Source organism: Streptomyces sp. NPDC002133 (genome assembly GCF_040296405.1).
Taxonomy (GTDB): Bacteria; Actinomycetota; Actinomycetes; order Streptomycetales; family Streptomycetaceae; genus Streptomyces.
This window is the reverse complement of record NZ_JBEOXF010000010.1, coordinates 32,868-53,845: the sequence shown is the minus strand read 5'-3', so window position 1 is coordinate 53,845 and position 20,978 is coordinate 32,868. Positions and strand designations below refer to the sequence as shown.

Sequence of the window (20,978 nt, the reverse complement as noted above, 5' to 3'; positions counted from 1 at the left end):
AGGACGCGCTCGTGAGCGAGCCGCTCCCCACCCCGGACGGGACGCCGGACGATGATGCGCCGGACCTCCTGCTCACCGGTCTGCTCTTCTACGACCTGGTTTTCACCGGCCTCGGGCAGCCGCCCGTGCCGGGCGAGGAGATCTGGACCCAGGGGATGGGCAGCGGTCCCGGCGGCATCGCGAACCTCGCGGTCGCCGCCGCCCGCTTCGGCCTGCGCACCTCGCTGGCCACCGTGTTCGGTGACGACTTCTACGGCCGCTACTGCCGCGGGGTGCTTGCCGGGCAGGAGGGTATCGATCTCTCCCTGTCCCGTACGGCCCCTGCCGGCTGGCACACGCCCGTCACCGTCTCCCTCGCGCTGGGGGAGGACCGGGCGCTGGTCACCAACGGCCACGAGCCGCCGTACAGCCAGGACGAGCTCATCCTTGACCCTCCCCCGAGCTCTTCGAGCAGGGGGTACCCCCTGGCCGCCCGCTCCGCTCTGGTGCACATAGGCTCCGAGCCTCAGCAGTGGCTCGCCAAGGCCGCCGCTTCGGGCACCAAGATCTTCGCCGACGTCGGCTGGGACCCCTCCCGGCAGTGGTCGTCCGACGTGCTCGACCAGCTCTCCCTGTGCCACGCCTTCCTGCCCAACGAGGGCGAGGCCATGGCGTACACCCGCACCGACACGCCGACGGCGGCGCTGCACGCGCTGTCGGACCTGGTGCCGGTCGCGGTGGTCACCCGGGGGCGGGACGGCGCGATCGCCGTGGACCAGAGCACGGGTGAGTTCGCCGAGGCCGGCGCGCTCGACATCGATGTCCTGGATGCGACCGGCGCCGGGGATGTCTTCGGGGCGAGCTTCGTCGCCGCGTCCCTGGCCGGCTGGCCGCTGGCCGAACGGCTGCGCTTCGCAGCGCTCGCAGCCGGGCTGTCCGTACGCCGGCACGGCGGGGCGCTGGCGGCGCCGGGCTGGGGCGGCGTCGCGGAGTGGTGGCGCGGTGTCGCCGCCGATCCCGGCGCCGAGGCGCTGCGCCGTGAGTTCGGGTTCCTCGCCGACCGGATCCCCACCGACCCCGGTCCGCCCCCACCGAGGGCGCCGGTCACACCCCCGTAAGACCCGCTCATCCGTAAGACCCGCTCATCCGTAAGACCTCTCCGTAACACCCCCTGATTCCTCAACGACGAGAAACCGAAAGGCGGTGGGAGCAGTGCATCTCTCGCGCAGAGGACTGCTTCGCGCGGGCCTGGCAACCACCTCGGCCGCTCTGCTGGGCGGCACGGCCGCCGGCTGCTCGGTCCCGGCCGGATCCACCGGGCGCGACATGACGCTCTGGTACTGGGGCGGCGGACTGAGCGACAAGCTGGTGGAGGACGCCGTCAAGCGCTTCACCCAGGTCGACCTCAAGGCCACTCAGATCGGCGGCTACTTCCGCTCGAAGCTGCTGACGACCCTGACCGCCCGCGCCCATGCGCCCGACATCACCGGCCTGAAGGGCGAGGACATAGCCTCCCTGCTGCCCAACGCCGACCAGTTCATCGACCTCAACACCCTCGGCGCGGACAAGCTGAGGAGCCGGTACCTGGACTGGAAGTGGAGCCAGGGCACGGCCGACGACGGCCGCCAGATCGGCTTCCCGATCGACACCGGCCCCTGCGTGCACTACTACCGCCCCGACATCTTCGACAAGGCTGGCCTGCCCACCGAGCCCGAGGACGTGGCGGCACGGATGGGCACCTGGGACGACTACTTCGCCGCCGGTGAGCAGCTGGTGAAGAAGGCCAAGGGCTCCTACATGGTGAGCGACCCGCTGGCGGTCTTCGGCATGGCCGTGGGCCAGTCGACGAAACGCTACGTCGACAAGGACCGGCACTTCATCGGTGACCAGGAACACATCGTCCGTGCCTGGAACCTCGCGCTGGAATGCATGGACCGGGGCATCGACTCCCCTTTCAAGTCCGGCACCGTGGACATCAACGCGGCGCTGGAGGACGGCAAACTGCCGAGCCAGATCGGCGCCTCCTGGGTGGCCGGCGACTTCAAGTCGCAGCTGACGAAGTCCAAGGGGAAGTGGCGCGTCGCCGCGATGCCGGAGCGTCCGGCCAACGACGGCGGCTCCTTCCTCGGCATCACCAGGTACTGCCGTGAGCCCGAGCTCGCCTTCGAGATCATCACCTGGCTGCTCGGCCCGGAGAACCAGTCCCGCGGCTTCCTGGAGGCCTCCCTCTTCCCCTCCACCCCGGCCTCCTTCGCGTCGCCGGACCTTCGCACGCCGGACGAGTTCTTCGGCGGCCAGATCACCATGGACGTTTTCGGTCCGGCCGCCCAGCAGGTCCCGGTCGCCTACAACAGCCCGTACGACGTGGCCCTCGTCCAGCCCATCAGGGACGAGCTGACCTCCGTCTACATCTCCGGCAAGAACCGCAAGCGGGCCTGGCGCGACGCCATGGCCCAGTGCCGACGTATCGCAGACCACCTGGGGGTGAGCTGAGCCATGGCCGATCTGAAGACCGCACCAGCCGCAGCGGCCGTGGACGGGCCCCGGCCGGCCGTCGCCGAGCCCCGCCCGAAGGGCGGCATCCGGCGCCACTGGCGCCTGTACGCCGCGATCTCGCCGTTCTATCTCCTCTTCCTCTGCTTCGGACTGATCCCGGTCGGCTTCTCGCTCTTCCTGGCCTTCCAGCGCTGGGACGGCCTGGGCGAGATGGAGTACGCGGGACTGTCGCAGTTCCGCTATCTGCTCACCGACACCCTGTTCTGGGACGCGGTGGGCAACACCCTAGTGATCTGGGCCATGGGCACCCTTCCGATGCTCTTCATCGCCCTGATCAGTGCCGTGATGCTGAACTCGGCGGTGCGGCTGAAGGGCGTCTACCGGTTCGCCTACTTCGTGCCGTCGGTCACCTCGGTGGTCGCCGTCGCGATCATCTTCGGCTCCATCTTCTCCACCAGCTTCGGCCTGATGAACGCCGCGCTCAGGGTCATCGGGGTCGGCGAGGTCGCCTGGCTGAACGAGCCGTGGGGCATCAAGGTCGCCGTCGCCGCGCTGATGACCTGGCAGTGGACCGGCTACAACGCGATCATCTATCTCGCCGGTCTGCAGACCATCCCCAGCGAGCTGTACGAGGCCGCGCGGGTCGACGGAGCCGGTCCGGTCAAGACCTTCTTCAAGATCACCGTTCCGATGATGCGCCCGGTCATCCTGTTCACCGTGGTGGTGTCCACGATCACCGGTCTGCAGTCCTTCTCCGAGTCCCAGGTGCTGCTCGGCGCCAACAACGGCGGCTCGACATTCTCGGGCGGCCCCGAGCACGCCGGCCAGACGGTGGTCCTCTACTTCTTCCAGCAGACCTTCGACAACAACGACTTCGGCTACGGAGCGGCCATCGCCTGGGCGATCTTCCTGATCGTGGCCGTCTTCTCCATCATCAACTGGCGCCTGGTCCAGCGCCGGGAAAGGGACTAGGTGGCCGCCGTGCCCAAGACCTTCATACCCAAGACCAAGGGTGCCCTGGCCCGCGGCGTCTCCCTGCACGCCGCGCTCATCGCGGGCGTCGTGCTGTCGGTCTTCCCGTTCTATCTGGCCGTCGTCATGGCCACCCGGACGACCAGCGAGATCTTCTCGTACCCCCCGAAGCTGCTGCCCGGCTCGCACTTCGGCGAGAACGTCAGGAACCTCCTCGACAACGTCGACTTCTTCGGGTCGATGCTGAACTCGCTGATCGTCGCAGTCAGCGTCACGGTGCTGGTGCTGTTCTTCGACTCGCTCGCGGCGTTCGTCTTCGCCAAGTTCGAGTTCCCGGGGCGCAAGGTGCTGTTCGGGCTGATGATGGCCATCTTCATGCTGCCCGCCCAGCTGGCCGCCATCCCGCAGTTCGTGATCATGGCGAAACTGGGCTGGATCGGCTCGCTCACCGCGCTGATCGTCCCTGCGGCGGCCAACGCGTTCGGCATCTTCTGGATGCGCCAGTACATGAAGGGTGCCATCCACGACGAGCTGATGGACGCCTCCCGACTCGACGGCTGCAGCTTCCTCCGCCAGTACTGGCACGTGGCGCTGCCCGTGGTCCGCCCGGGCCTGGCGTTCCTCGGCATCTTCACCTTCATGGGTCAGTGGAACGACTACGCCTGGCCCCTCATCGCCCTCACCGACCCGGACAACGTCACCCTCCAGGTGGCGCTGTCCCAGCTCAACGGCGTGCACAGCATGACGGACTACGGCATGGTCATGGCCGGCGCCCTCCTGGCCCTGATCCCGCTGCTCATCGTGTTCGTCTTCGGGGCCCGCCACTTCATCGCCGACCTGGCCAAGGGAGCCGTCCGCTGATGCACCGCCCGCCCCTGCCCGCCCGCCCCTGGGAGTCGCCGGAGCTCACCTCCTGGCGCCGGCTGCCGCTGCACGCGGTGGTCCGTACCGCCGCCGGCACCGGCCGGCTCCCGCTCGACGGCGACTGGCGCTTCCAGCTGCTGACGGCACCGGACGAGCCGCTCGCCGACCAGTGGGGGACGGCCCGGGTGCCCGGCTGCTGGACCATGCAGGGCACCGGCGACCTGCCGCACTACACCAATGCCACGATGCCGTGGCCGCACTTCCCCCCGGCATCACCGGCGGACAACCCGACCGGGGTGTACGAGCGGGAGGCCGAGATCCCCGCGGAGTGGGCGGGCAGGCGCATCGTGCTGCACGTCGGGGCCTTCGAGAGCGTGCTGCTCGCGGAGGCCGGAGGCCGGGCGGTGGGCATGGGCAAGGACTCGCATCTGGCGAGCGAGTTCGACATCACCGACGCCGTACGGCCGGGAGAGCGGACGACCGTACGGCTGACGGTGGTCAAGTGGTCCGACGCCTCGCACATCGAGGACCAGGACCAGTGGTGGCACGGGGGGATCACACGATCCGTGTACCTCTATGCCACCGACCCGCTGTATCTGGCGGACGTGAAGATCGCCGCGCCGGCGGACGGGGAGCTGCGCGCCGAGGTGCAGGTGCGGTCGGCGCCCGGCGCGCTGCCCGAGGGGTGGTACGTCACCGGGGTGCTGGAGGGCGTCGGTGAGCTCCGGCAGGACGAGGAGTACGCCGCCTGGTGCGCCGCCGAGCACCGTGTCTCCGACTTCCTCGGCGAGGCCCGGCTGCATGCGGTTGTACCGGACGTACGGCAGTGGTCCGCGGAGACCCCGCAGCTGTACGGCTTCACGGTCCGGCTGCACCGCGCGGACGGCTCGGTGGCGGACACCTCCCACCACCGCGTGGGCTTCCGCGATGTGGCGATCCGCGGCCGGGACCTGCTGGTCAACGGCGAGCGCGTGTACATACGCGGTGCCAACCGCCACGACTTCCACCCCCTGACCGGCCGCGTGGTGACGTACGACGACATGCGCGCCGATCTGGTGACCATGAAGCGCTTCGGCTTCAACGCGGTGCGCACCTCGCACTACCCCAACGACCCCGCCTTTCTCGACCTCTGCGACGAGCTCGGCCTGTACGTCGTCGACGAGGCCGACATCGAGAGCCACGACCACGCCCACGAGATCGCCGACGACCCGCGCTACCTGCCCGCGTTCGTCGACCGCGTCTCACGGATGGTGCTGCGCGACAAGAACCACCCGTCCGTCATCGTCTGGTCGCTCGGCAACGAGAGCGACTACGGCGCCAACCACGACGCCGCCGCCGGCTGGGTGCGCCGCCACGACCCGACGCGGCCCGTTCAGTACGAGGGCGCGCTGCACCGCGGCTGGACCCGGCAGGGGATCGTCACGGACATCGTCTGCCCGATGTACGCCTCCATCGACGAGATCACCGCGCACGCGAACTCCGGCGAGCAGACCAAGCCGCTCATCCTGTGCGAGTACTCGCACGCCATGGGCAACAGCAATGGCAGCCTCGCCGACTACTGGGCGGCGATCGAGTCCACTCCGGGCCTGCAGGGCGGTTTCATCTGGGAGTTCTGGGACCACGGCATCCTGCAGCGCCTGGCCGACGGCGGCCCGGCCGGGACGGCGGGCGCCGGGATGTACGGTCGCGGGATCGCCGGGCCCGGCCACCGTTGGGCGTACGGCGGCGACTTCGGCGACCAGCCGAACGACGGCGCCTTCATCGCCGACGGAGTCGTCTTCCCCGACCGCACACCGAAGCCCGTCATGTACGAGCACCGGGAGCTCGCCGCCCCCGTGCGGCTGACGTACGACGAGCAGGGGCTGCGGATCCACAACCGCCAGCACTTCCGCGACCTTTCGTGGCTGGCGGGGCAGTGGGTGCTGTCCGTCGACGGCGCCGGAGAGGACCTCGCGCCGGTCCCGGTACGGCTGCCGCAGCTTGCACCGGGTAAGAGTGCTGCCGTACAGCTGCCGCCGGAGGTGGTCGCCGGGCTGGAGCACGGGTCCCTGCCCGGCGCCGAGGAGGCGTGGCTGACGCTGCGGGTCACCACGGCGGGGCAGGAGGCGTGGGCCCCGGCCGGCTTCGAGGTCTGCACCCCGGCGGTCCGGCTGCGCGAGACCGGTGAGGCGACCCCGATCGACGGGGCCGCTCGGGGCGAGGGGCCGCTGGAGGTCGACGACAGCGGGCCGCAGGCCCACGCCGTCGTGGTCGACGACAGCGGGCTGCTCATCCACCCGGCGCTGGCCGCGCCGCCGGTGCTCTCCCTGTGGCGGGCGCCGACCGACAACGACGAGCTGGGCGGCCTCGGCGAACGGTGGCGGGCCTGGGGGCTCGACTCGCTGGTACGCAGGCCGGTGTCGGTGGAACGGGACGCCGCCGGCCGGGTGACCGTACGGGCGGAGTACGACACGCCCATGGGGCCGGTACGGCACCTGCAGGTGCTGCGTCCGCTGCCGGACGGGATCCTCGTCGAGGAGACCGCCGAGCTGCCGGCAGGGCTGGCCGATGTGCCGCGCGTCGGCACGGTCTTCGAGACGGCGGCCCGCCATGACCGGCTCGACTGGTACGGGCAGGGGCCCTGGGAGACCTATCCCGACCGATGCGCGGGCGGGCAGGTGGGGCACCACCGGGCGGCCGTCGACGAGCTGTTCACCCCGTATCTGCGCCCGCAGGAGAGCGGCGGACGGCATGGGGTGCGCCGCTTCGGCCTCGACGGCAGGCTGCGTTTCACCCTCGACACCCCGCGCCAGGTCTCCGTCACCCGGTACCGCTCCGCGGATCTGGCCGCCGCCGCACATCACGACGAACTGGTCCCGCGCGACACCTGCGTGGTGCACATCGACGCCGTCCACCGCGGCGTCGGCACGGCCTCGTGCGGGCCCGACACCCTGCCGCAGTACCGCGTCGGCCCGGGCACGTACCGCTGGTCCTGGACGCTTTCCGCCCGCTAGACAAGGGAGCACCACGCCATGGCCATGCAGCCCTGGTTCCCCGACGCCAAGTTCGGCATCTTCATCCACTGGGGCATCTACGCCGTCGACGGCGTCCAGGAGTCCTGGTCGTTCTTCGAGGGCGACGTGCCCCACGAGCAGTACATGGCACAGCTCGACGGCTTCACCGCGAAGCACTACGACCCGCGGGCATGGGCGGACCTCTTCGCCCGGGCCGGCGCCCGCTACGCGGTGCTGACCTCGCGCCACCACGACGGCGTCTCCCTCTGGGACACCGCCGAGGGCGACCTGAACGTCGTCCGGCACACCCCGGCCGGCCGCGACCTGGTCGGCCCGTACGCGGACGCGATCCGGGAGAGGGGGCTGAAGGTCGGCCTCTACTACGCGCACAACGACTGGAACCATCCCGACTACGCCTCCACCCGCTACGAGGGCCGGCCGCCCGAGCAGGAGAACAACCCCTACGCCGAGGTGCCGAAGGAAGAGGAGGACCTGGCGGCCTGGGCGCGCTATCTCGCCTACCGGGACGGGCAGGTGCGCGAGCTCGTCACCCGCTTCCGGCCCGACCTGCTTTGGTTCGACGGCGAGTGGGAGCGCACCGAGGAGCAGTGGCGGATCCGGGAGCTGGCCGAGCTGATCCGGTCCGAGGTCCCGCGGTGCGTACTCAACGCGCGGATGCTGAGCGAGGGCGACTACGCCACCCCCGAGCAGGGGGTGCCGATCGAGCCGCCGGCCGGGCCGTGGGAGCTGTGCCTGACCTTCAACGACTCGTGGGGCTACCGGCACCACGACCACCACTACAAGTCGACGGCCCAGTTGATCCGGTACTTCGCGGAGACCATCGGCGGCGGCGGGAACCTCCTTCTGTCCGTGGGACCGAAGGAGGACGGCACCATCCCGGCGGAACAGGTCGAGCGGCTGGAGGGCATGGGCGCCTGGATCTCCCGGCACGCCGATGCCGTCCACGGCACCTCCCGGGGCCTGCCCGCGGGCCACCACTACGGTCCCAGCACCCTGTCCGCCGACCGCCGCACCCTCTATCTGACGGTGTTCGACATCCCCCGCGGCTCCATCGGCGTACGGGGTGTGCGTACTCCGGTCCGCCGGGTCAGGGTGCTCGGCACCGGCACCGAGCTCGGCCACCAGGTCATCGGCGGCCTCCACGAGGTTCCCGGCGTGCTGTGGATCGACGCTCCTGCGGCCGCGGACCTCGATGAGCACGCGACCGTGATCGCCGTCGAACTGGACGGGGAGCTGGATCTGTACCGGGGCGCCGGGCGCTTCTGACAGTCCCGCCATGCCGCACGCCGCCCCCTCACCGCTTCACCTGGCGGAGGGCGTGGGGCCGTCCATGCGACGTGCGCCTCCCTGTCGATCCTGGAGCCATGCCCCTGTGCACCCCAGCCGTGCGCCGGCACCCCGTGGATCGACACGCGGTTCCACACCGACCCGGTGTTCGTGGACATGACGGCCCGACCCGAAGCCCCGTGACACTCGCAGCCCGAAGCGCCCGAGGAGGACCTTCCCTTGAACGCCCTGGATCCGCTGCCGCCTTCCCTGCGCGAGGTGATCCCGGCACCGGTCCCATGCCTCCGGCACCAGATGCCCGTACGTGTCGAGGGTGGTCTTGATGTTCCGGTGACCGGGCCAGCGGCTCACTTCGTGGATCGGAACGCCGTTCGCGAGCGCCGCCGAGTCGAAGAAGTGGATCAGCGAGTGAGGGGTGTACTTCGGCTTGCCGTCCGGGGTGACCACGCCCGCCGCCGCGCACGCCTTCCGCCAGTGGTAGCCGTACGTCGAGGCCGTAGGCATCTTCCCCTAGGCCTTATCGCGCGGCGGGAACAGCGCTTCCACGCCGTCGACTTCGACCGTCCCCCAGCGCTTCAGGTGGTTGCCGATCTCCTGGCCAAGGATGGCGGGCGTGGGTACGTTCCGGTACTCGTCCGCCGTGCGGTGCTTGAGCGGCACGAACCGCGTCACGCAGTCGCCCTCGTTCGCCTTGGCGCTGATCTGCCTACGCAGCCGCAGGAAGCCTTCTCGCTGGCAGTCGGAGGTGAGCCCCAGCGCCTCGCTGATACGCAGCCCAGCGCCCGACCGGAGCCACACCGTGAGCCGGTACTGATCGGACATGGCGGCTGCGATGGCGCACACCTCCGCCAGCGTCGGTATCTCGTCGGGTCGACGGCCCCGCCCGCCGTCTTGATCGTCGGCACTGCGTCACACGGGCTCCCACCCGCATATGGCTGATCCTGCACAACCAGTCGGGAGCGCGCCGAGAGCCGCTCGCTCCCGACACACCGCTCACATGACGGGGCGATTGGAAGACGCGTACTCATCCGCGATGTTGAAGACGCTGCCACAGCGCGGACAGCCCGCATGGCCGAAGAGATGGGTGATCCCGTCTGCGAGCACGGCTTCCCCATCACGGACGGCGGTCTCGTGCATCCATCGACCGACGCCGGAAAGGCCTTCTGGGGACGCCGGCCTGAGTCCGCGTCGGTCCACGTCACCGAGGTGCCAGTCCCGGATCGCTGAGTAGCGCCCGTAATCGCCGATGGCGATCGTCACCTCCGCAGCGCAGTGAGGGCAGGTGACCTGGTAGAAGTCATCCGAGAAATCCCCGAGGACCGCACTCCAGTGGTACTGCTCTTCCGCCGCGAGCAAGTAGAGGAAAGTCGCGAAGTAGTCGTCTGGCCGCGACCGCAGGTGCCGATCCAGCAGCTCACGGAACTCCGCGATCGCGTCGGCGCAGCCCGCCAGCAGATCGTCGCACCCGTGGCCCCCTGCCGCGCACCGCACGATCGTCCCGGCCAGCCCGCGCGCCCGCGCGCTCCGCAACGCGAGACGCACCAGACGCGGCAGTGCGGCGAAACTGGCGGGGAACACCAAGTCGCACTCAAGGACCAGCCGGTAACCCAGCTCATCCCATGCCTCTGCGTCGTCCTCGCGCTCGACGCGCGCCAGGAGTTCGGGGACGCGATCGATGTCCCCGTGGCAGTCGTACATCCGTGCCCAGTTCACCACCTGAGCATCTAACCGCCCTGAGGCAGCCGGAGACGACTCCGCATCGGCAGTCGAGTCGAGCGGCATGAATCCGGAGAGCGCGCGGCACTGGCGGACGCACTTCCTCGCGCCCGTGGTCGAGTCACTGCGTACGGAGGGGGCAGCCGCTCTCGCGCGAGGCGAGTCGTGGAGCAACGTTGCCGGGCCGCTCTTGGCATGCGCGTCGCCCGTCACGTGACCTGACCTGACAGGGCCCCCGGCTTCACGCCCCAAAGGTGCTGCCATGTGGCACGAACGGTGGTTGCGGCGCCAGGAGCTCAGCACGGGACAACCTCTGTGGGTGGCCGATGATGGGGCTCTCGACGAGCGGAGCCGACGGGCGCTTGCTCGCCTGCTCGGCATGGTTTCCGGGAAGCAGGCCGTGTATTTCGCCTACGACCTGGCGGCCATGCTCTGGGGCGACAACGACGAACCTCTCGTCCGTCACAGCTCCCTGGCCGACCTGGAGGACGTAAGAGAATCGGTGAGGGACCTGGTGGGAGAGAGCGGCCCAGAATTCTGGTGGCCGCAAGATCGCAGCTGGGTGGTCGCTACCGACTACGACTTGCTGTCGACCTACGTTGGTTGCTCGGCACAGACCTCCGAGCTGCTTCTGGCGGACGACGAACTCGAAATTCTCCCAGTCACGCTTCAGACCCGCGTCGATTGGGACGCCAAGCCACCGCACGGCTCGTAGCCGCACCGGTCAAGATTCCCAGCACACCAAGGTGGTGTGCCCCTATTCGGTCCGCACCACAAAGGCGAACGACGTGCACACGCGCCGGAAGCTCCCGTGCCCTGTCCGACCGGTATGGCTCATGCACTCCACGTCCACGGCACCACCGTCAGCCGACGGCTGCGCCGACCACCCGCACTCGTAGGCCAGGCACTCCGCCTCGAACGTCACGTCCGTGCCCGGGTGCTGCGTGATCCGGTGCTCTACATAGCGCAGGACAGAGCGGCTCACGGCCGCCCCCGACCACGTGTCCGGTGCGGGTGGTTGCGGATCTCCACGTCCGCGTCTGTCGCCGCCGACAGGTCACCCCTGTCGCGCGCCGACTGGCGCTGCGAGACCAACGCCGCGCACACCCCACAGCCGGGCGCAGGGTCAGGCGGAGTCCGGGGCAGAGACAAATGCACCGGGCCGCTCATCGTCGTTCTCGGATTACTCACGCTTACCGCCTCCCCGACCGAATGTCCCGAGCGAGCAACCAGTTTCATCGGGCGAGTCGGCTGCGCCCACGTTTATTGGCGTGGTCGGGTAAAGATCACGGCCCAGTCGTTCAGGAGCGAGCGGCAATCGTCACCCCACACGGCGTATCCCTCGTACCGTTCGAAGTCCTCCCGGTACACGTTCACGTCCCGGTGGTCCCGGAGCATCAAGGCCCCTGTTCCTGTCTCCACAGTGGCCAGGCGACGGTCATAAACGGTGAACGTGGTAAGGGGGCGCTCTGGAATGTGTCCTCCCAAGGGGATCACGCCCAACCGCACATTCGGGATACGGGACACAGACACGAGCCGGTCCATCTGCATGGCCATTTCCAGGGGTGGAAGCAGTGGCCACCTGACGGCCTGTTCCGTCAGCAGGAACGTGAACCACTTCTCCGGATTGACCAGGACGCTTTGCCGCTCCAGCTTCTTCGCGATGGTCTTGGACTGGTCTCCAGGAACGTCAGCGATGCTCGCACGCACGTACTCAGGTGTGGCGAGAAGGCCGGTAATCATGGAGAGCATGAAGTAGCGGAACTCTGTGGAGACTGCCTCAAGCCTGGCCAGTTCGTTCTGTTTCTTGTCCAGCCCCCTGCGGCGCGAGCTCCAGTGGTCCTGCCACTCGGTGTTCGCGGAGCGGGCAAGGGCGAGGATCTCGGCAGCCAGCGGCCCCTCTGCACCGAGGGCATCAAGGATCAGCTCTACGTCGACTATGGCAGGGGTGAGTTTCCCGCTCTCAATATTGCTGATCTTTGTCTGGCTCATGTTGCAGCGCTTCGCGAGCCGGACTTGAGTCCATCCGGCCCGCTTGCGCTCGTTCTTCAGGACCGCCGCTAGGTCTGACCTGGATTGACCTAGGGCCTCTGGCTCAAAGGTCAAGGCCCTTCACATACTCCTCGAAGGGAACCGACTCGGATACCGCGATCCGCTGGTACTCGACGAACGGCGCTGTATCGCCGATGTGTACTTCTCGACTGATCTGCCTGCCGTCCGGGTGGTAGTTCATGAGAACCACTTCGGAGTGGTCGAACATCCAGAAGTCCTGCACGCCCTCAAGCGGGTTGGGCCTTTCCGTGACGTCGAGAATGCGGATCTGCTCGCCGGCCAAGGCGTGGGCCTTGTAGTAGTGGTGGAACTCGAAACGCAGGTAATCCGAGAGAGGGAGAGTGACAACGTGAACGCGGCCCTGTGTACGCCCTTCCGCAACCTGTCGGCGTAGCCGAACGGTGTACTCGTTCGCCACGGTCTCCGGAGCGATGCGGGCTCCAGCACGGAACGCTGCGAACTCCTCTTCCTCCTGCGGCATGAGGTACTGCGGCAGTGTCTCAAGGCGCCACGCCTCCCGTGTGAAGCGATCGAAGCGCACCGCCCACGCCTCACCAGCCAAGAGCACGGAAAGCCTCCCTCAACGTCTCCTCCGGGATCTCCACGAGCCCTTCCCCGTCAGGAGCGGTGAACGCGTGGGACACGTCACCCTGGACGACGAACGAGCCGGACACGGTCCGGTAGATGTTCGGGCAGTCGTCCTTGCCGCACTCGCCGTTCCCGTTGCCGGTCAGCCGAGTCAGTTCCTCACTGGCCATGGTGAAACCCCCTGTCTCGCGCCCCTCGTGGGGCGGCATCACGACCGTACGGAGGGGGAGTCGTCGCCGTCCATGCGACAACGCGAATATTCGCGTTGTCGCATAAAGAGGGGTCGTTCCAGGAGGCGCGAGCCAACAGCGGTCAGGGAACGAACGGCTCCGCCAACAGCACGACCCGATCGCTCTCGACCTCGAACCCGAGTACGGGATGGCTGCCGTCGCCGCCCTCGGCATCCATCAGCACCGGCTTCCCGAACCGCCGTCCAATAGCCGTGAGAAATCCGCAGAACAAGTCCAGGCGCTCCTGCCCCTGGAGTTCCCGCAGGTCGACATCAAAGTCGATCTCGTCTGCCGAGTAGAAGCGGAAGATCACCAGCACCTCGGGTGTCAGCCAGACCCTAAGCTGCGGACATTCCGCGTCAGCCTGGCGGGACAGAACTGCCCCTGCCCGAGGTATGGGAAGCACCGACTCTCCTTCGGAGTACTGGCACTTCCATCCGCTCACGTCAACAACGTCGAGGACAGCTTGCCAGTCCTCGACCGAGGCCCCGGGAACGAGCACGTCCGGCAGCGCGCCCATCAGATCGGGGTCGAAGAACCCTCTGACGTCACCCCACAGCAGGTCAGCCACTCCCTCATCCTGCCCGGCGACCCTTCCGCATGCGTACCGGGTTTCCCATGCCCGGTCCCAGGTGCGCCCCCCGTTCTCTCCGGCCCGGCACGGCATCTCGAAGCTCCAGGTCAGAGTACGTACGGACCCGTCCGGAGAGTCAGCACCAAGTCAGCACAGGGCCAGGAAGCAGGCTGGTCAAGCCGGAGACAAAAGGAAGGGGCCAGACCTGAAGATCTGGCCCCTGACCTGGGGTTTCTTACCCTGACCAACCACTTCGGCCGATCAAGAAATCAGGCACTACACGTTGTCGCCGAACGTCCAGTTCTTCGACCCGTCCCAGTTGACGGACCAGGGCATCAGGCCCTTCAGGGCGCCGTTGCAGTGCCGCCAGGCCTGGGCCACGAGGGCGGGCGACATATGGCCGCCCCCGGCGCCCGGTTGTGCCGGCAGACCGGGGGCCTGCTGGTCGTAGGGGATCCGGATCGTGGTGCCCTGCACCACCAGGCCCTGGTTCAGGCAGTCCGTCTGCGCGACGAAGCCAATAGGTCCGGACCATAACGGCGTTCAGGGGCGCACCCGCACTCCGCTCACGCGTAGAACGACGGCTTCTCCACCATCTCGACCCGCACGACCGCCCCCGTGCGCTGTGCCTCGACCGTCGCCGACGCCACCGCCGTGGCCGCGTAGCCGTCCCAGGCGGACGGGCCGGTGGCCGTTCCGGCGGTGACGGAGTCCACCCAGGCCTGGATCTCCGTGTCGAACGCGGCCGAGAAGCGGTCGTCCCACTCCTGGTCGATCGCCGTGCCGATACGGGCGCTCCCGCGCAGTTGGACGCGCGCCGGGTCGGGAAGGCGGATCAGGCCCGTCTCACCCACCGTCTCGCACTGGATGTCGTAGCCGTAATGGCAGTTGACGAACACCTCCAGGTCGATCCGCACCCCGCCGGCCGTCTCGAAGAGGAAGAACTGCGGGTCCTTCAGGTGCGGATGGCGCCTGCTGGTGGAGCGGGGCAGCACCACCTGTGTGGAGACGATCTCGTCGGACAGCAGCCAGCGAGCGGCGTCGATCTCGTGCACACCGGAGTCCAGGACGGCCATGTCCGTGGTGTAGGCCTCCGGGACCGCCCGGTTGCGGTGGGCGCAGTGCATCATCAGCGGGTGGCCGATGCCGCCGTCGTCGATGATGCGCTTCAGCTCCCGGTAACCCGCGTCGTAGCGGCGCATGAAGCCGACCTGCACCAGCCGCCGGCCGTGGGCCTGTTCGGCGGCCATGATGCGCAGGCAGTCCTCCGCGGTGGTGGCCAGTGGCTTCTCGCAGAACACCGGCTTGCCGGCGGCGATGGCGCCCAGCACGTGCTCCGCGTGGGTCGGGCCCCAGGAGGTGACCATGACGGCGTCCACGTCATCGGCGCCGGTCAGCTCGGCGCCGTCGGCGGCGATACGCGCGCCGCCGGCTTCCGAGGCGGCCTTCTCCGCGAGGGCGGTGTCGATATCGGTGACGACGCCGATCTCTGCGCCGCTGATGGTCCGGGTGATGCGCTCGATGTGCTCCCGGCCGATGGCGCCGGTGCCGATGACTCCGATACGTATCGTCATGCGGGGCGTGTCCTCCTTGTCCGGCTGATGGTCGAGGTCAGTGCACGGGGCGGCGAATGCCGCTCAGACCGACGCCGTTGAGGTACTCGCGTGTCCGCACCGCGATGGGCAGCGGCACCTCGGGCGCACAGGGATAGAGGTCCTGCTCCACGATCACGAACAGCTCGGCCTCCAGCCCGGAGAGCGCCTCCACGATGTCCGCGGGGTTCGGCACACCCGCCGGCGGCTCCACGCAGACACCGCGCTTGACCGCCTCGCCGAAGGACAGGTCCTCAGCCGCGACCTGGGCCAGAATCGCCGGGTCCATCTGCTTGATGTGGACGTACCCGATGCGCTCGCCGAAGCGGCGGATCAGGTCCACGTTGTCGCCGCCGCCGTAGGCGACATGGCCGGTGTCGAGGCACAGGTTGGCGTAGCGGGAGTCGGTGGCGTTCAGGAAGCGCTCGATCTCCGGCTGGGTCTGGACATGGCTGTCCGCGTGCGGGTGGACGACCAGGCGCACATCGTACTCGTCGAGCAGAATCCGGCCGAGACGGTCCGCGGCCTGCCCCACGGCGGCCCACTGCGCGGCGTCCAGCTCCGGCGGCTCGGTGAAGGCACCGGTCTTCTCGTCCCGGTACAGCGGCGGGATGAACACCAGGTGGTGCGCCCCGGCGGCGGCGGTCAGCGCGGCCACGCGTCGAGTGTGGGCGAGCATGTCGTCCCACTGCTCGGGCCGGTGCAGGGCGCCGAAGACGGTGCCGCCGGAGACCTTCAGACCGCGCGCGGCGAGCTCGTCGGCCAGGCGCTCCGGCTCGACCGGCAGATAGCCGTACGGGCCGAGCTCCAGCCAGCGGTAGCCGGCCTCGGCCAGCTCGTCGAGGAAGTGGGTGTACGGCACCTGCCGGTCGTCCTCGGCGAACCACACTCCCCAGGAGTCGGGAGCGGAGCCGAGGCAGAGGTTGCCGGCGGTCAGACGGGCGGCGGGGGTGGTCGTCATGGTGTGCGGCCTCTCGGGTTCAGGGGTTGTCACGGCTCTCGGTGCGGTCGGTGCGGTGGTTCACAGATACGGCCGCTGCGCCCGCTTGGCGGCCTCGTACGACGCGTAGGCCTGCCGGGTGGAGTCGATCTCCGCGACCTCGGCCACGGGCACGTCCCACCAGGCGGAGCTCGGCGGGCCGGGGCTGAGGTGGTCGGTGGTGACGTGCACGACGGTCGTCCGGTCGGCGGCCTTGGCCTCCGCGAGGGCGCCACGGAACTCCTCCACCGTGGCGGCTCGAAGCACCCGCGCGCCCAGGCTCGCCGCGTTGGCCGCGAGATCCACCGGCAGCATGCGGCCGTCCAGGAGCCCGGACTTCTCGTCGCGGTAGCGGTAGCGGGTGCCGAAGCGCTGTGAGCCGATGGACTCCGACAGCGCCCCGATCGAGGCGAAGCCGCCGTTGTCGACCAGCACCACCGTCAGCTTCAGCCCCTCGGAGACGGCGGTGACCAGCTCCTGGCACATCATCAGATACGAGCCGTCGCCGACCAGGACCACCACCTCGCGGTCGGGCGCGGCCAGCTTCGCCCCGACCCCGGCGGCGATCTCGTAACCCATGCAGGAGTATGCGTACTCGACGTGGTACGCCTTCGGATCGCGTGCCCGCCACAGCGCCTGCAGATCACCGGGCATCGAGCCGGCCGCGTTGATCACCACGTCCCGGTCGTCGAGCAGTTCGTTCAACGCGCCCAGCACCTCGGTCTGGGCGGGGAGCGGGCCGTGGTTCAGCCGGTAGGCGCGGTCGGTCGCCCGCCGCCAGTCCGCCGCCAGCTCCCGTACCCGCGCCCGGTACGCCTCGCCGGTCCGCCACTGCGACAGCTCGCGGGCCAGGGCCTCCAAACCCGCCCGGGCGTCGGCGACCAGGGGCTCGGCGGAGTGCTTCACGGCGTCCAGCCGCGCCACGTTGAGGTTGATGAACCGCACCTGCGGATCGGCGAAGACCGTCCGGCTCGCGGTGGTGAAGTCGCTGTAGCGGGTGCCGATGCCGAGCACCACATCCGCCTCGGCGGCGAGGGCGTTGGCGGCGCTGGAGCCGGTGGCGCCGAGCCCGCCCACCGCACACTCGTGGTCCCAGGGGATCGCGCCCTTCCCGGCGTGCGTGTCGGCCACCGGGATGCCCGTCGCCGATGCGAACTCCCGCAGCTGCGGCCAGGCCTCGGCGTACACCGCACCACCGCCGGCGACGATCAGCGGCCGCCGCGCCTGGCGGAGCAGCGCCACCGCGCGCTCCAGCGCGTCGGGCTCGGGCTGCGGCCGGCCGACGTGCCAGACCCGGCGGCGGAAGAACTCCCCAGGCCAGTCGAATGCCTCCGCCTGCACGTCCTGCGGCAGGCACAACGTCACCGCCCCCGTCTCCACCGGGTCGGTGAGCACCCGCATCGCCGCGAGGGCAGCGGGGATCAGCTGTTCGGGGCGCTCGATCCGGTCGAAGTACTTGGACACGGCCCGCAGTGCGTCGTTCACCGATACGTCGCCCTGCCGGGGATCCTCCAGCTGCTGCAGCACCGGGTCGGCGACGCGGGTGGCGAAGGTGTCGCCGGGCAGCAGCAGGACCGGGAGCCGATTGGTGGTGGCCAGGGCGGCGCCGGTGACCATGTTGGTGGCGCCGGGGCCCACCGAGGAAGTGCAGGCGTAGGTCGCCAGACGGTTGTTCATCTTGGCGTAGGCGGCGGCCGTGTGCACCATGGCCTGCTCGTTGCGGGCCAGGAAGTACGGCAGCTCGTCGGGGTACTGCACGAGCGCCTGCCCGATCCCGGCCACGTTGCCGTGGCCGAAGATCCCCCAGACGCCGTCGATCAGCCGCCGCTCGTGGCCGTCGCGCTCGCTGTACTGGTTCGCCAGGAAACGCACGAGCGCCTGGCCGGTGGTCAGTCTCATCGCGGCCCTCCAAAGGTCATCGCGCCCCTCCGAAGGGCAGCCGGGGATCGGTGGGCTGGTCGTCCCAGGTGGTGCGGATCCAGCCGTGCGCCGGGTCGTCGCAGATCAGCCAGGCGCGTTCGGGGCCGGGCCCCGCCATCACGTTGAGGTAGTACAGGTCGTAGCCGGGCACGGCCATGGACGGCCCGTGCCACCCGTGCGGAATCAGCACCGAGTCGCCGCTGCGGACCTCCTCGAGGACGTCGACGGGGCGCTCGGGGGTGCCGTACACCCGCTGATAGGCCATGCCCCCGTCCGCCACCTCGAAGTAGTAGATCTCCTCGAGCTCGCTCTCCTCGCCCGGCCGCGCCTCGTCGTGCTTGTGCGGGGGATACGACGACCAGTTGCCGCCCGGCGTCAGCACCTCGCACACCAGCAGCCGGTCGGCCTCGAAGGTCTGAGGCAGGCAGTAGTTGTGCACCTGCCTGCTGCAGCTGCCTGCCCCGCGCAGCTCCACGGGCACCTCATCCGCGGGTCCGTAGCGCACCGCGAGGCGCCGCTCGCAGCGGGCGGACGGGAGCGCGAAACGGCCGCCGCCGGGGCTGGTCACGCGGGCCTCGCAGTCGCGGGGCAGGTAGAGGAAGTCGGTGGGTGCGCCGAACACGCCGTCGCGGCCCTTCAGTTCGTACGACGTGCCGTCGACGGTCACCGTGCAGCCGCCGGACAGGGGCAGCACCAGATGCTCCGCGTCGCCGGTGCCGAGGACGTGCTCCCGGCCGGGGGCCAGTTCGAGGATCCGCAGGCCCGAGTGGACCCAGCCCGCCGACCCCGGTGTGATCACCGTCCGGTACGGCCCGGAGGCCGCCGTATCCGCTCGCAGATGTCTCTCGCTCACAGCAGTCCCACCGCCCTGTCCACGGCTCCCGCCACATCGCCGTCCGCCGGATACAGCAGCGAACGGCCCACGACCAGCCCCTGCACCCCGGGGAGCCGCAGCGCCCGCCGCCACTTGATGAGCGCCTCCCGCTCCGCGGCCGCGTCGCCCGGATCGCCGCCGAGCAGCAGCACCGGCAGCGTGGTCGCTGCCAGGACCCGCTCCATGTCGTCGACCACCGGCAGCTTCAGCCATGTGTAGGCGCTGCGCCGGCCGAGTCCGGAGGCGACGGCCACCGAGCGGACGACCGCGTCGGGCGACAGGTCGTTGCGCACCCTGCCGTCCTCCCAGCGGGACAGGAACGGCTCCACCATGGCCAGCAGCCGCCGCTCGGCCAGCTCGTCGACCGCCCGGGCCGAGTTCTGCAGGACGCCGGCGGTGGCCGGATCGTCGAGGGCGATGCGGGTGAGCATCTTGCCGCCGTCGAAGCGTAGCTCGGCGATGGTGTGCGCGTCGTAGCCGGTGAACCGGTCGTCGATCTCGAATACCGAACCGGCCAGCCCGCCCCGGTTCATCGACCCGACCACGCACTTGCCGTCCAGCACGCCGAGCAGCAGCAGGTCCTCCAGGATGTCGGCGGTGCCCAGCACCCCTGTCACCCCGGGCCGCTCCAGCGCGAGGCACAGCCGCCGCAGCAGCTCGGCGCGGTCCGCCATCGCCAACTTGTCACCTCCCACCGCTGTCGCCCCGCGTGCCGGATGGTCGGCGGCGATGATCATCGCCCGTCCGGTGTCGCCCAGCGGCGACTTGGCACGTGTCCGGGCAGCGGCCGCAGCGGCCACCGCCTCCGGATCGCGCACCCGCAGCGAGGTCAGCTCCTGGATCCGCTCCGTCACCATGTGCCGGCCGCCTTCAGCCGCTCGGCCACCTCGGCCTCGGTGGGCATGGCGTCCGAGCAGGCCAGCTGTCCGGCCACATGAGCGCCGGCCGCGTTGGCGAACGCGATGATGCGGTCCAGTTCCCAGCCCGCCAGCAGGCCGTGCACCAGCGCGCCGCCGAACGCGTCTCCTGCGCCGAGGCCGTTGACCACCTCCACCGGTACCGGCGGCCGCTCCACCGTGGTGCCGTCCTGGTGCACGGCGAGCACACCGCGCGGGCCCTGCTTGACGACGGCCAGCTCCACGCCGGCGGCCAGCAGTGCTCGGGCCGCGGCATGCGGGTCGCGCTCGCCTGTGGCGACCTCGCATTCGTCGATGTTGCCGACGGCGACGGTCGCGTGCGCCAGGGCCTCCTCGTACCAGGTCCGGGCCGGAGTGCTCCAGAACATCGGGCGCCAGTCCAGGTCGAAGACCGTGTGCGCCCTCCGCCCGCGCACCCGCAGGGCCGCCAGCGTGGCGGAGCGGCTCGGCTCCTCGCACAGTCCGGTGCCGGTCATCCAGAACACCTTCGCCGAGCGGACCGCGTCCAGGTCCAGCTCCTCGGGAGTGATGTCCAGATCCGGCGCCTTGGGGAAGCGGTAGAAGTACAACGGGAAGTGGTCCGGAGGGAAGATCTCGCAGAACGTCACCGGCGTCGGCAGCCCCGGGGAGACGCCCACATGGGCGGTGTCGACGCCGTAGCCCGTGAGTGCCGTGCGGATGAACGTGCCGAAGGGGTCGGCCCCCGTCTTCGTGACGACAGCGGCGGCGCGCCCGTAGCGGGCCGCCGCCACGGCTACGTTCGTCGGGCTGCCGCCGAGGTATTTGGCGAACGAGGTGACCTCCGCCAGACCCACGCCGCTCTGCAGCGGGTAGATGTCCACGCCGCCCCGCCCCATCGTCAGCACATCCAGTGCCATGAATCCCTCCTGTCGCGCTCTACTAGAGCGCGCTAGATGCGAGTAC

General features: G+C 69.6%; 21 protein-coding genes and 1 pseudogene. 7 read left to right on the top strand and 15 right to left on the bottom strand.

Going from position 1 to position 20,978, the window contains the following annotated elements; translation table 11 throughout:
• The first annotated feature begins 11 nt into the window (after positions 1-11).
• The 6 genes from ABT078_RS13910 (at position 12) to ABT078_RS13885 (ending at position 8,591) form a co-directional block, all read left to right on the top strand.
• Positions 12-1,097 (top strand): carbohydrate kinase family protein, encoded by a 1,086-nt coding sequence (locus ABT078_RS13910; RefSeq protein ID WP_351227219.1) that lies wholly within the window; start codon positions 12-14, stop codon positions 1,095-1,097.
• 94 nt (positions 1,098-1,191) lie between these two features.
• A complete protein-coding gene (locus tag ABT078_RS13905; RefSeq protein WP_351227450.1) occupies positions 1,192-2,472 on the top strand; it encodes an ABC transporter substrate-binding protein in 1,281 nt (426 codons plus the stop codon).
• A gap of 3 nt (positions 2,473-2,475) precedes the next feature.
• Complete coding sequence (locus ABT078_RS13900) at positions 2,476-3,447, top strand: carbohydrate ABC transporter permease (RefSeq protein ID WP_351227217.1); 972 nt, start codon at positions 2,476-2,478, stop codon at positions 3,445-3,447.
• 9 nt (positions 3,448-3,456) lie between these two features.
• Positions 3,457-4,308: a carbohydrate ABC transporter permease gene (locus ABT078_RS13895; RefSeq protein ID WP_502981215.1), complete on the top strand. Its 852-nt coding sequence runs from the start codon at positions 3,457-3,459 to the stop codon at positions 4,306-4,308.
• A complete protein-coding gene (locus tag ABT078_RS13890; RefSeq protein WP_351227215.1) occupies positions 4,308-7,304 on the top strand; it encodes a glycoside hydrolase family 2 TIM barrel-domain containing protein in 2,997 nt (998 codons plus the stop codon). The genes ABT078_RS13895 and ABT078_RS13890 overlap by 1 nt, the downstream gene beginning before the upstream one ends.
• A gap of 18 nt (positions 7,305-7,322) precedes the next feature.
• A complete protein-coding gene (locus ABT078_RS13885) occupies positions 7,323-8,591 on the top strand; it encodes an alpha-L-fucosidase (RefSeq protein ID WP_351227213.1) in 1,269 nt (422 codons plus the stop codon).
• Between the two features lie 36 nt (positions 8,592-8,627).
• Here ABT078_RS13885 and ABT078_RS13880 read toward each other — a convergent pair whose 3' ends face one another.
• From ABT078_RS13880 to ABT078_RS13870, 3 genes are all read right to left on the bottom strand, one after another.
• Positions 8,628-9,116, bottom strand: coding sequence for a site-specific integrase (locus ABT078_RS13880; RefSeq protein WP_351227211.1), 489 nt, complete (start codon positions 9,114-9,116; stop codon positions 8,628-8,630).
• Between the two features lie 6 nt (positions 9,117-9,122).
• The gene (locus tag ABT078_RS13875; RefSeq protein ID WP_351227209.1) at positions 9,123-9,434 is read right to left on the bottom strand and encodes a site-specific integrase; all 312 of its coding nucleotides are present in this window, start codon (positions 9,432-9,434) and stop codon (positions 9,123-9,125) included.
• Positions 9,435-9,605: 171 nt separating this feature from the next.
• Positions 9,606-10,394 carry a hypothetical protein gene (locus ABT078_RS13870; protein ID WP_351227208.1) on the bottom strand — a complete coding sequence of 263 codons (789 nt, stop codon included), beginning with the start codon at positions 10,392-10,394 and terminating at the stop codon, positions 9,606-9,608.
• A 196-nt stretch (positions 10,395-10,590) separates the two neighbouring features.
• On the opposite strand from ABT078_RS13870, the gene ABT078_RS13865 reads away from it, so the two are divergent.
• Positions 10,591-11,043, top strand: a complete 453-nt coding sequence (locus ABT078_RS13865; protein WP_351227206.1) for a hypothetical protein — start codon at positions 10,591-10,593, stop codon at positions 11,041-11,043.
• Positions 11,044-11,085: 42 nt separating this feature from the next.
• On the opposite strand, the gene ABT078_RS42675 is transcribed toward ABT078_RS13865, so the two are convergent.
• From ABT078_RS42675 to iolC, 12 genes and pseudogenes are all read right to left on the bottom strand, one after another.
• Positions 11,086-11,313, bottom strand: coding sequence for a DUF7848 domain-containing protein (locus tag ABT078_RS42675; RefSeq protein WP_502981214.1), 228 nt, complete (start codon positions 11,311-11,313; stop codon positions 11,086-11,088).
• A 278-nt stretch (positions 11,314-11,591) separates the two neighbouring features.
• On the bottom strand, positions 11,592-12,434 hold the full coding sequence (locus ABT078_RS13860; protein ID WP_351227204.1) for a helix-turn-helix domain-containing protein: 843 nt from the start codon (positions 12,432-12,434) through the stop codon (positions 11,592-11,594).
• Entirely contained in the window at positions 12,424-12,948 is a 525-nt protein-coding gene (locus ABT078_RS13855; protein WP_351227202.1) for a DUF6879 family protein, read from the bottom strand. Before ABT078_RS13855 ends, ABT078_RS13860 begins: the two co-directional genes overlap by 11 nt.
• Positions 12,932-13,138, bottom strand: coding sequence for a hypothetical protein (locus ABT078_RS13850; protein ID WP_351227200.1), 207 nt, complete (start codon positions 13,136-13,138; stop codon positions 12,932-12,934). Before ABT078_RS13850 ends, ABT078_RS13855 begins: the two co-directional genes overlap by 17 nt.
• Before the next feature lie 142 nt (positions 13,139-13,280).
• Positions 13,281-13,769 (bottom strand): hypothetical protein, encoded by a 489-nt coding sequence (locus ABT078_RS13845; RefSeq protein ID WP_351227198.1) that lies wholly within the window; start codon positions 13,767-13,769, stop codon positions 13,281-13,283.
• A 279-nt stretch (positions 13,770-14,048) separates the two neighbouring features.
• Positions 14,049-14,291, bottom strand: a pseudogene (locus ABT078_RS13840) (chitinase); the annotation flags it as partial.
• 47 nt (positions 14,292-14,338) lie between these two features.
• Positions 14,339-15,346, bottom strand: a complete 1,008-nt coding sequence (locus tag ABT078_RS13835) for a Gfo/Idh/MocA family protein (protein WP_351227196.1) — start codon at positions 15,344-15,346, stop codon at positions 14,339-14,341.
• 37 nt (positions 15,347-15,383) lie between these two features.
• Positions 15,384-16,325, bottom strand: a complete 942-nt coding sequence (locus ABT078_RS13830; protein ID WP_351227194.1) for a TIM barrel protein — start codon at positions 16,323-16,325, stop codon at positions 15,384-15,386.
• Positions 16,326-16,385: 60 nt separating this feature from the next.
• Positions 16,386-18,242 carry a 3D-(3,5/4)-trihydroxycyclohexane-1,2-dione acylhydrolase (decyclizing) gene (iolD, locus tag ABT078_RS13825; protein ID WP_351227192.1) on the bottom strand — a complete coding sequence of 619 codons (1,857 nt, stop codon included), beginning with the start codon at positions 18,240-18,242 and terminating at the stop codon, positions 16,386-16,388.
• 16 nt (positions 18,243-18,258) lie between these two features.
• Positions 18,259-19,116: a 5-deoxy-glucuronate isomerase gene (gene iolB, locus ABT078_RS13820; protein WP_351227190.1), complete on the bottom strand. Its 858-nt coding sequence runs from the start codon at positions 19,114-19,116 to the stop codon at positions 18,259-18,261.
• On the bottom strand, positions 19,113-19,994 hold the full coding sequence (locus ABT078_RS13815; protein ID WP_351227188.1) for a Cgl0159 family (beta/alpha)8-fold protein: 882 nt from the start codon (positions 19,992-19,994) through the stop codon (positions 19,113-19,115). Before ABT078_RS13815 ends, iolB begins: the two co-directional genes overlap by 4 nt.
• Positions 19,988-20,932, bottom strand: coding sequence for a 5-dehydro-2-deoxygluconokinase (gene iolC, locus ABT078_RS13810; protein WP_351227186.1), 945 nt, complete (start codon positions 20,930-20,932; stop codon positions 19,988-19,990). Before iolC ends, ABT078_RS13815 begins: the two co-directional genes overlap by 7 nt.
• Positions 20,933-20,978 lie beyond the last annotated feature (46 nt).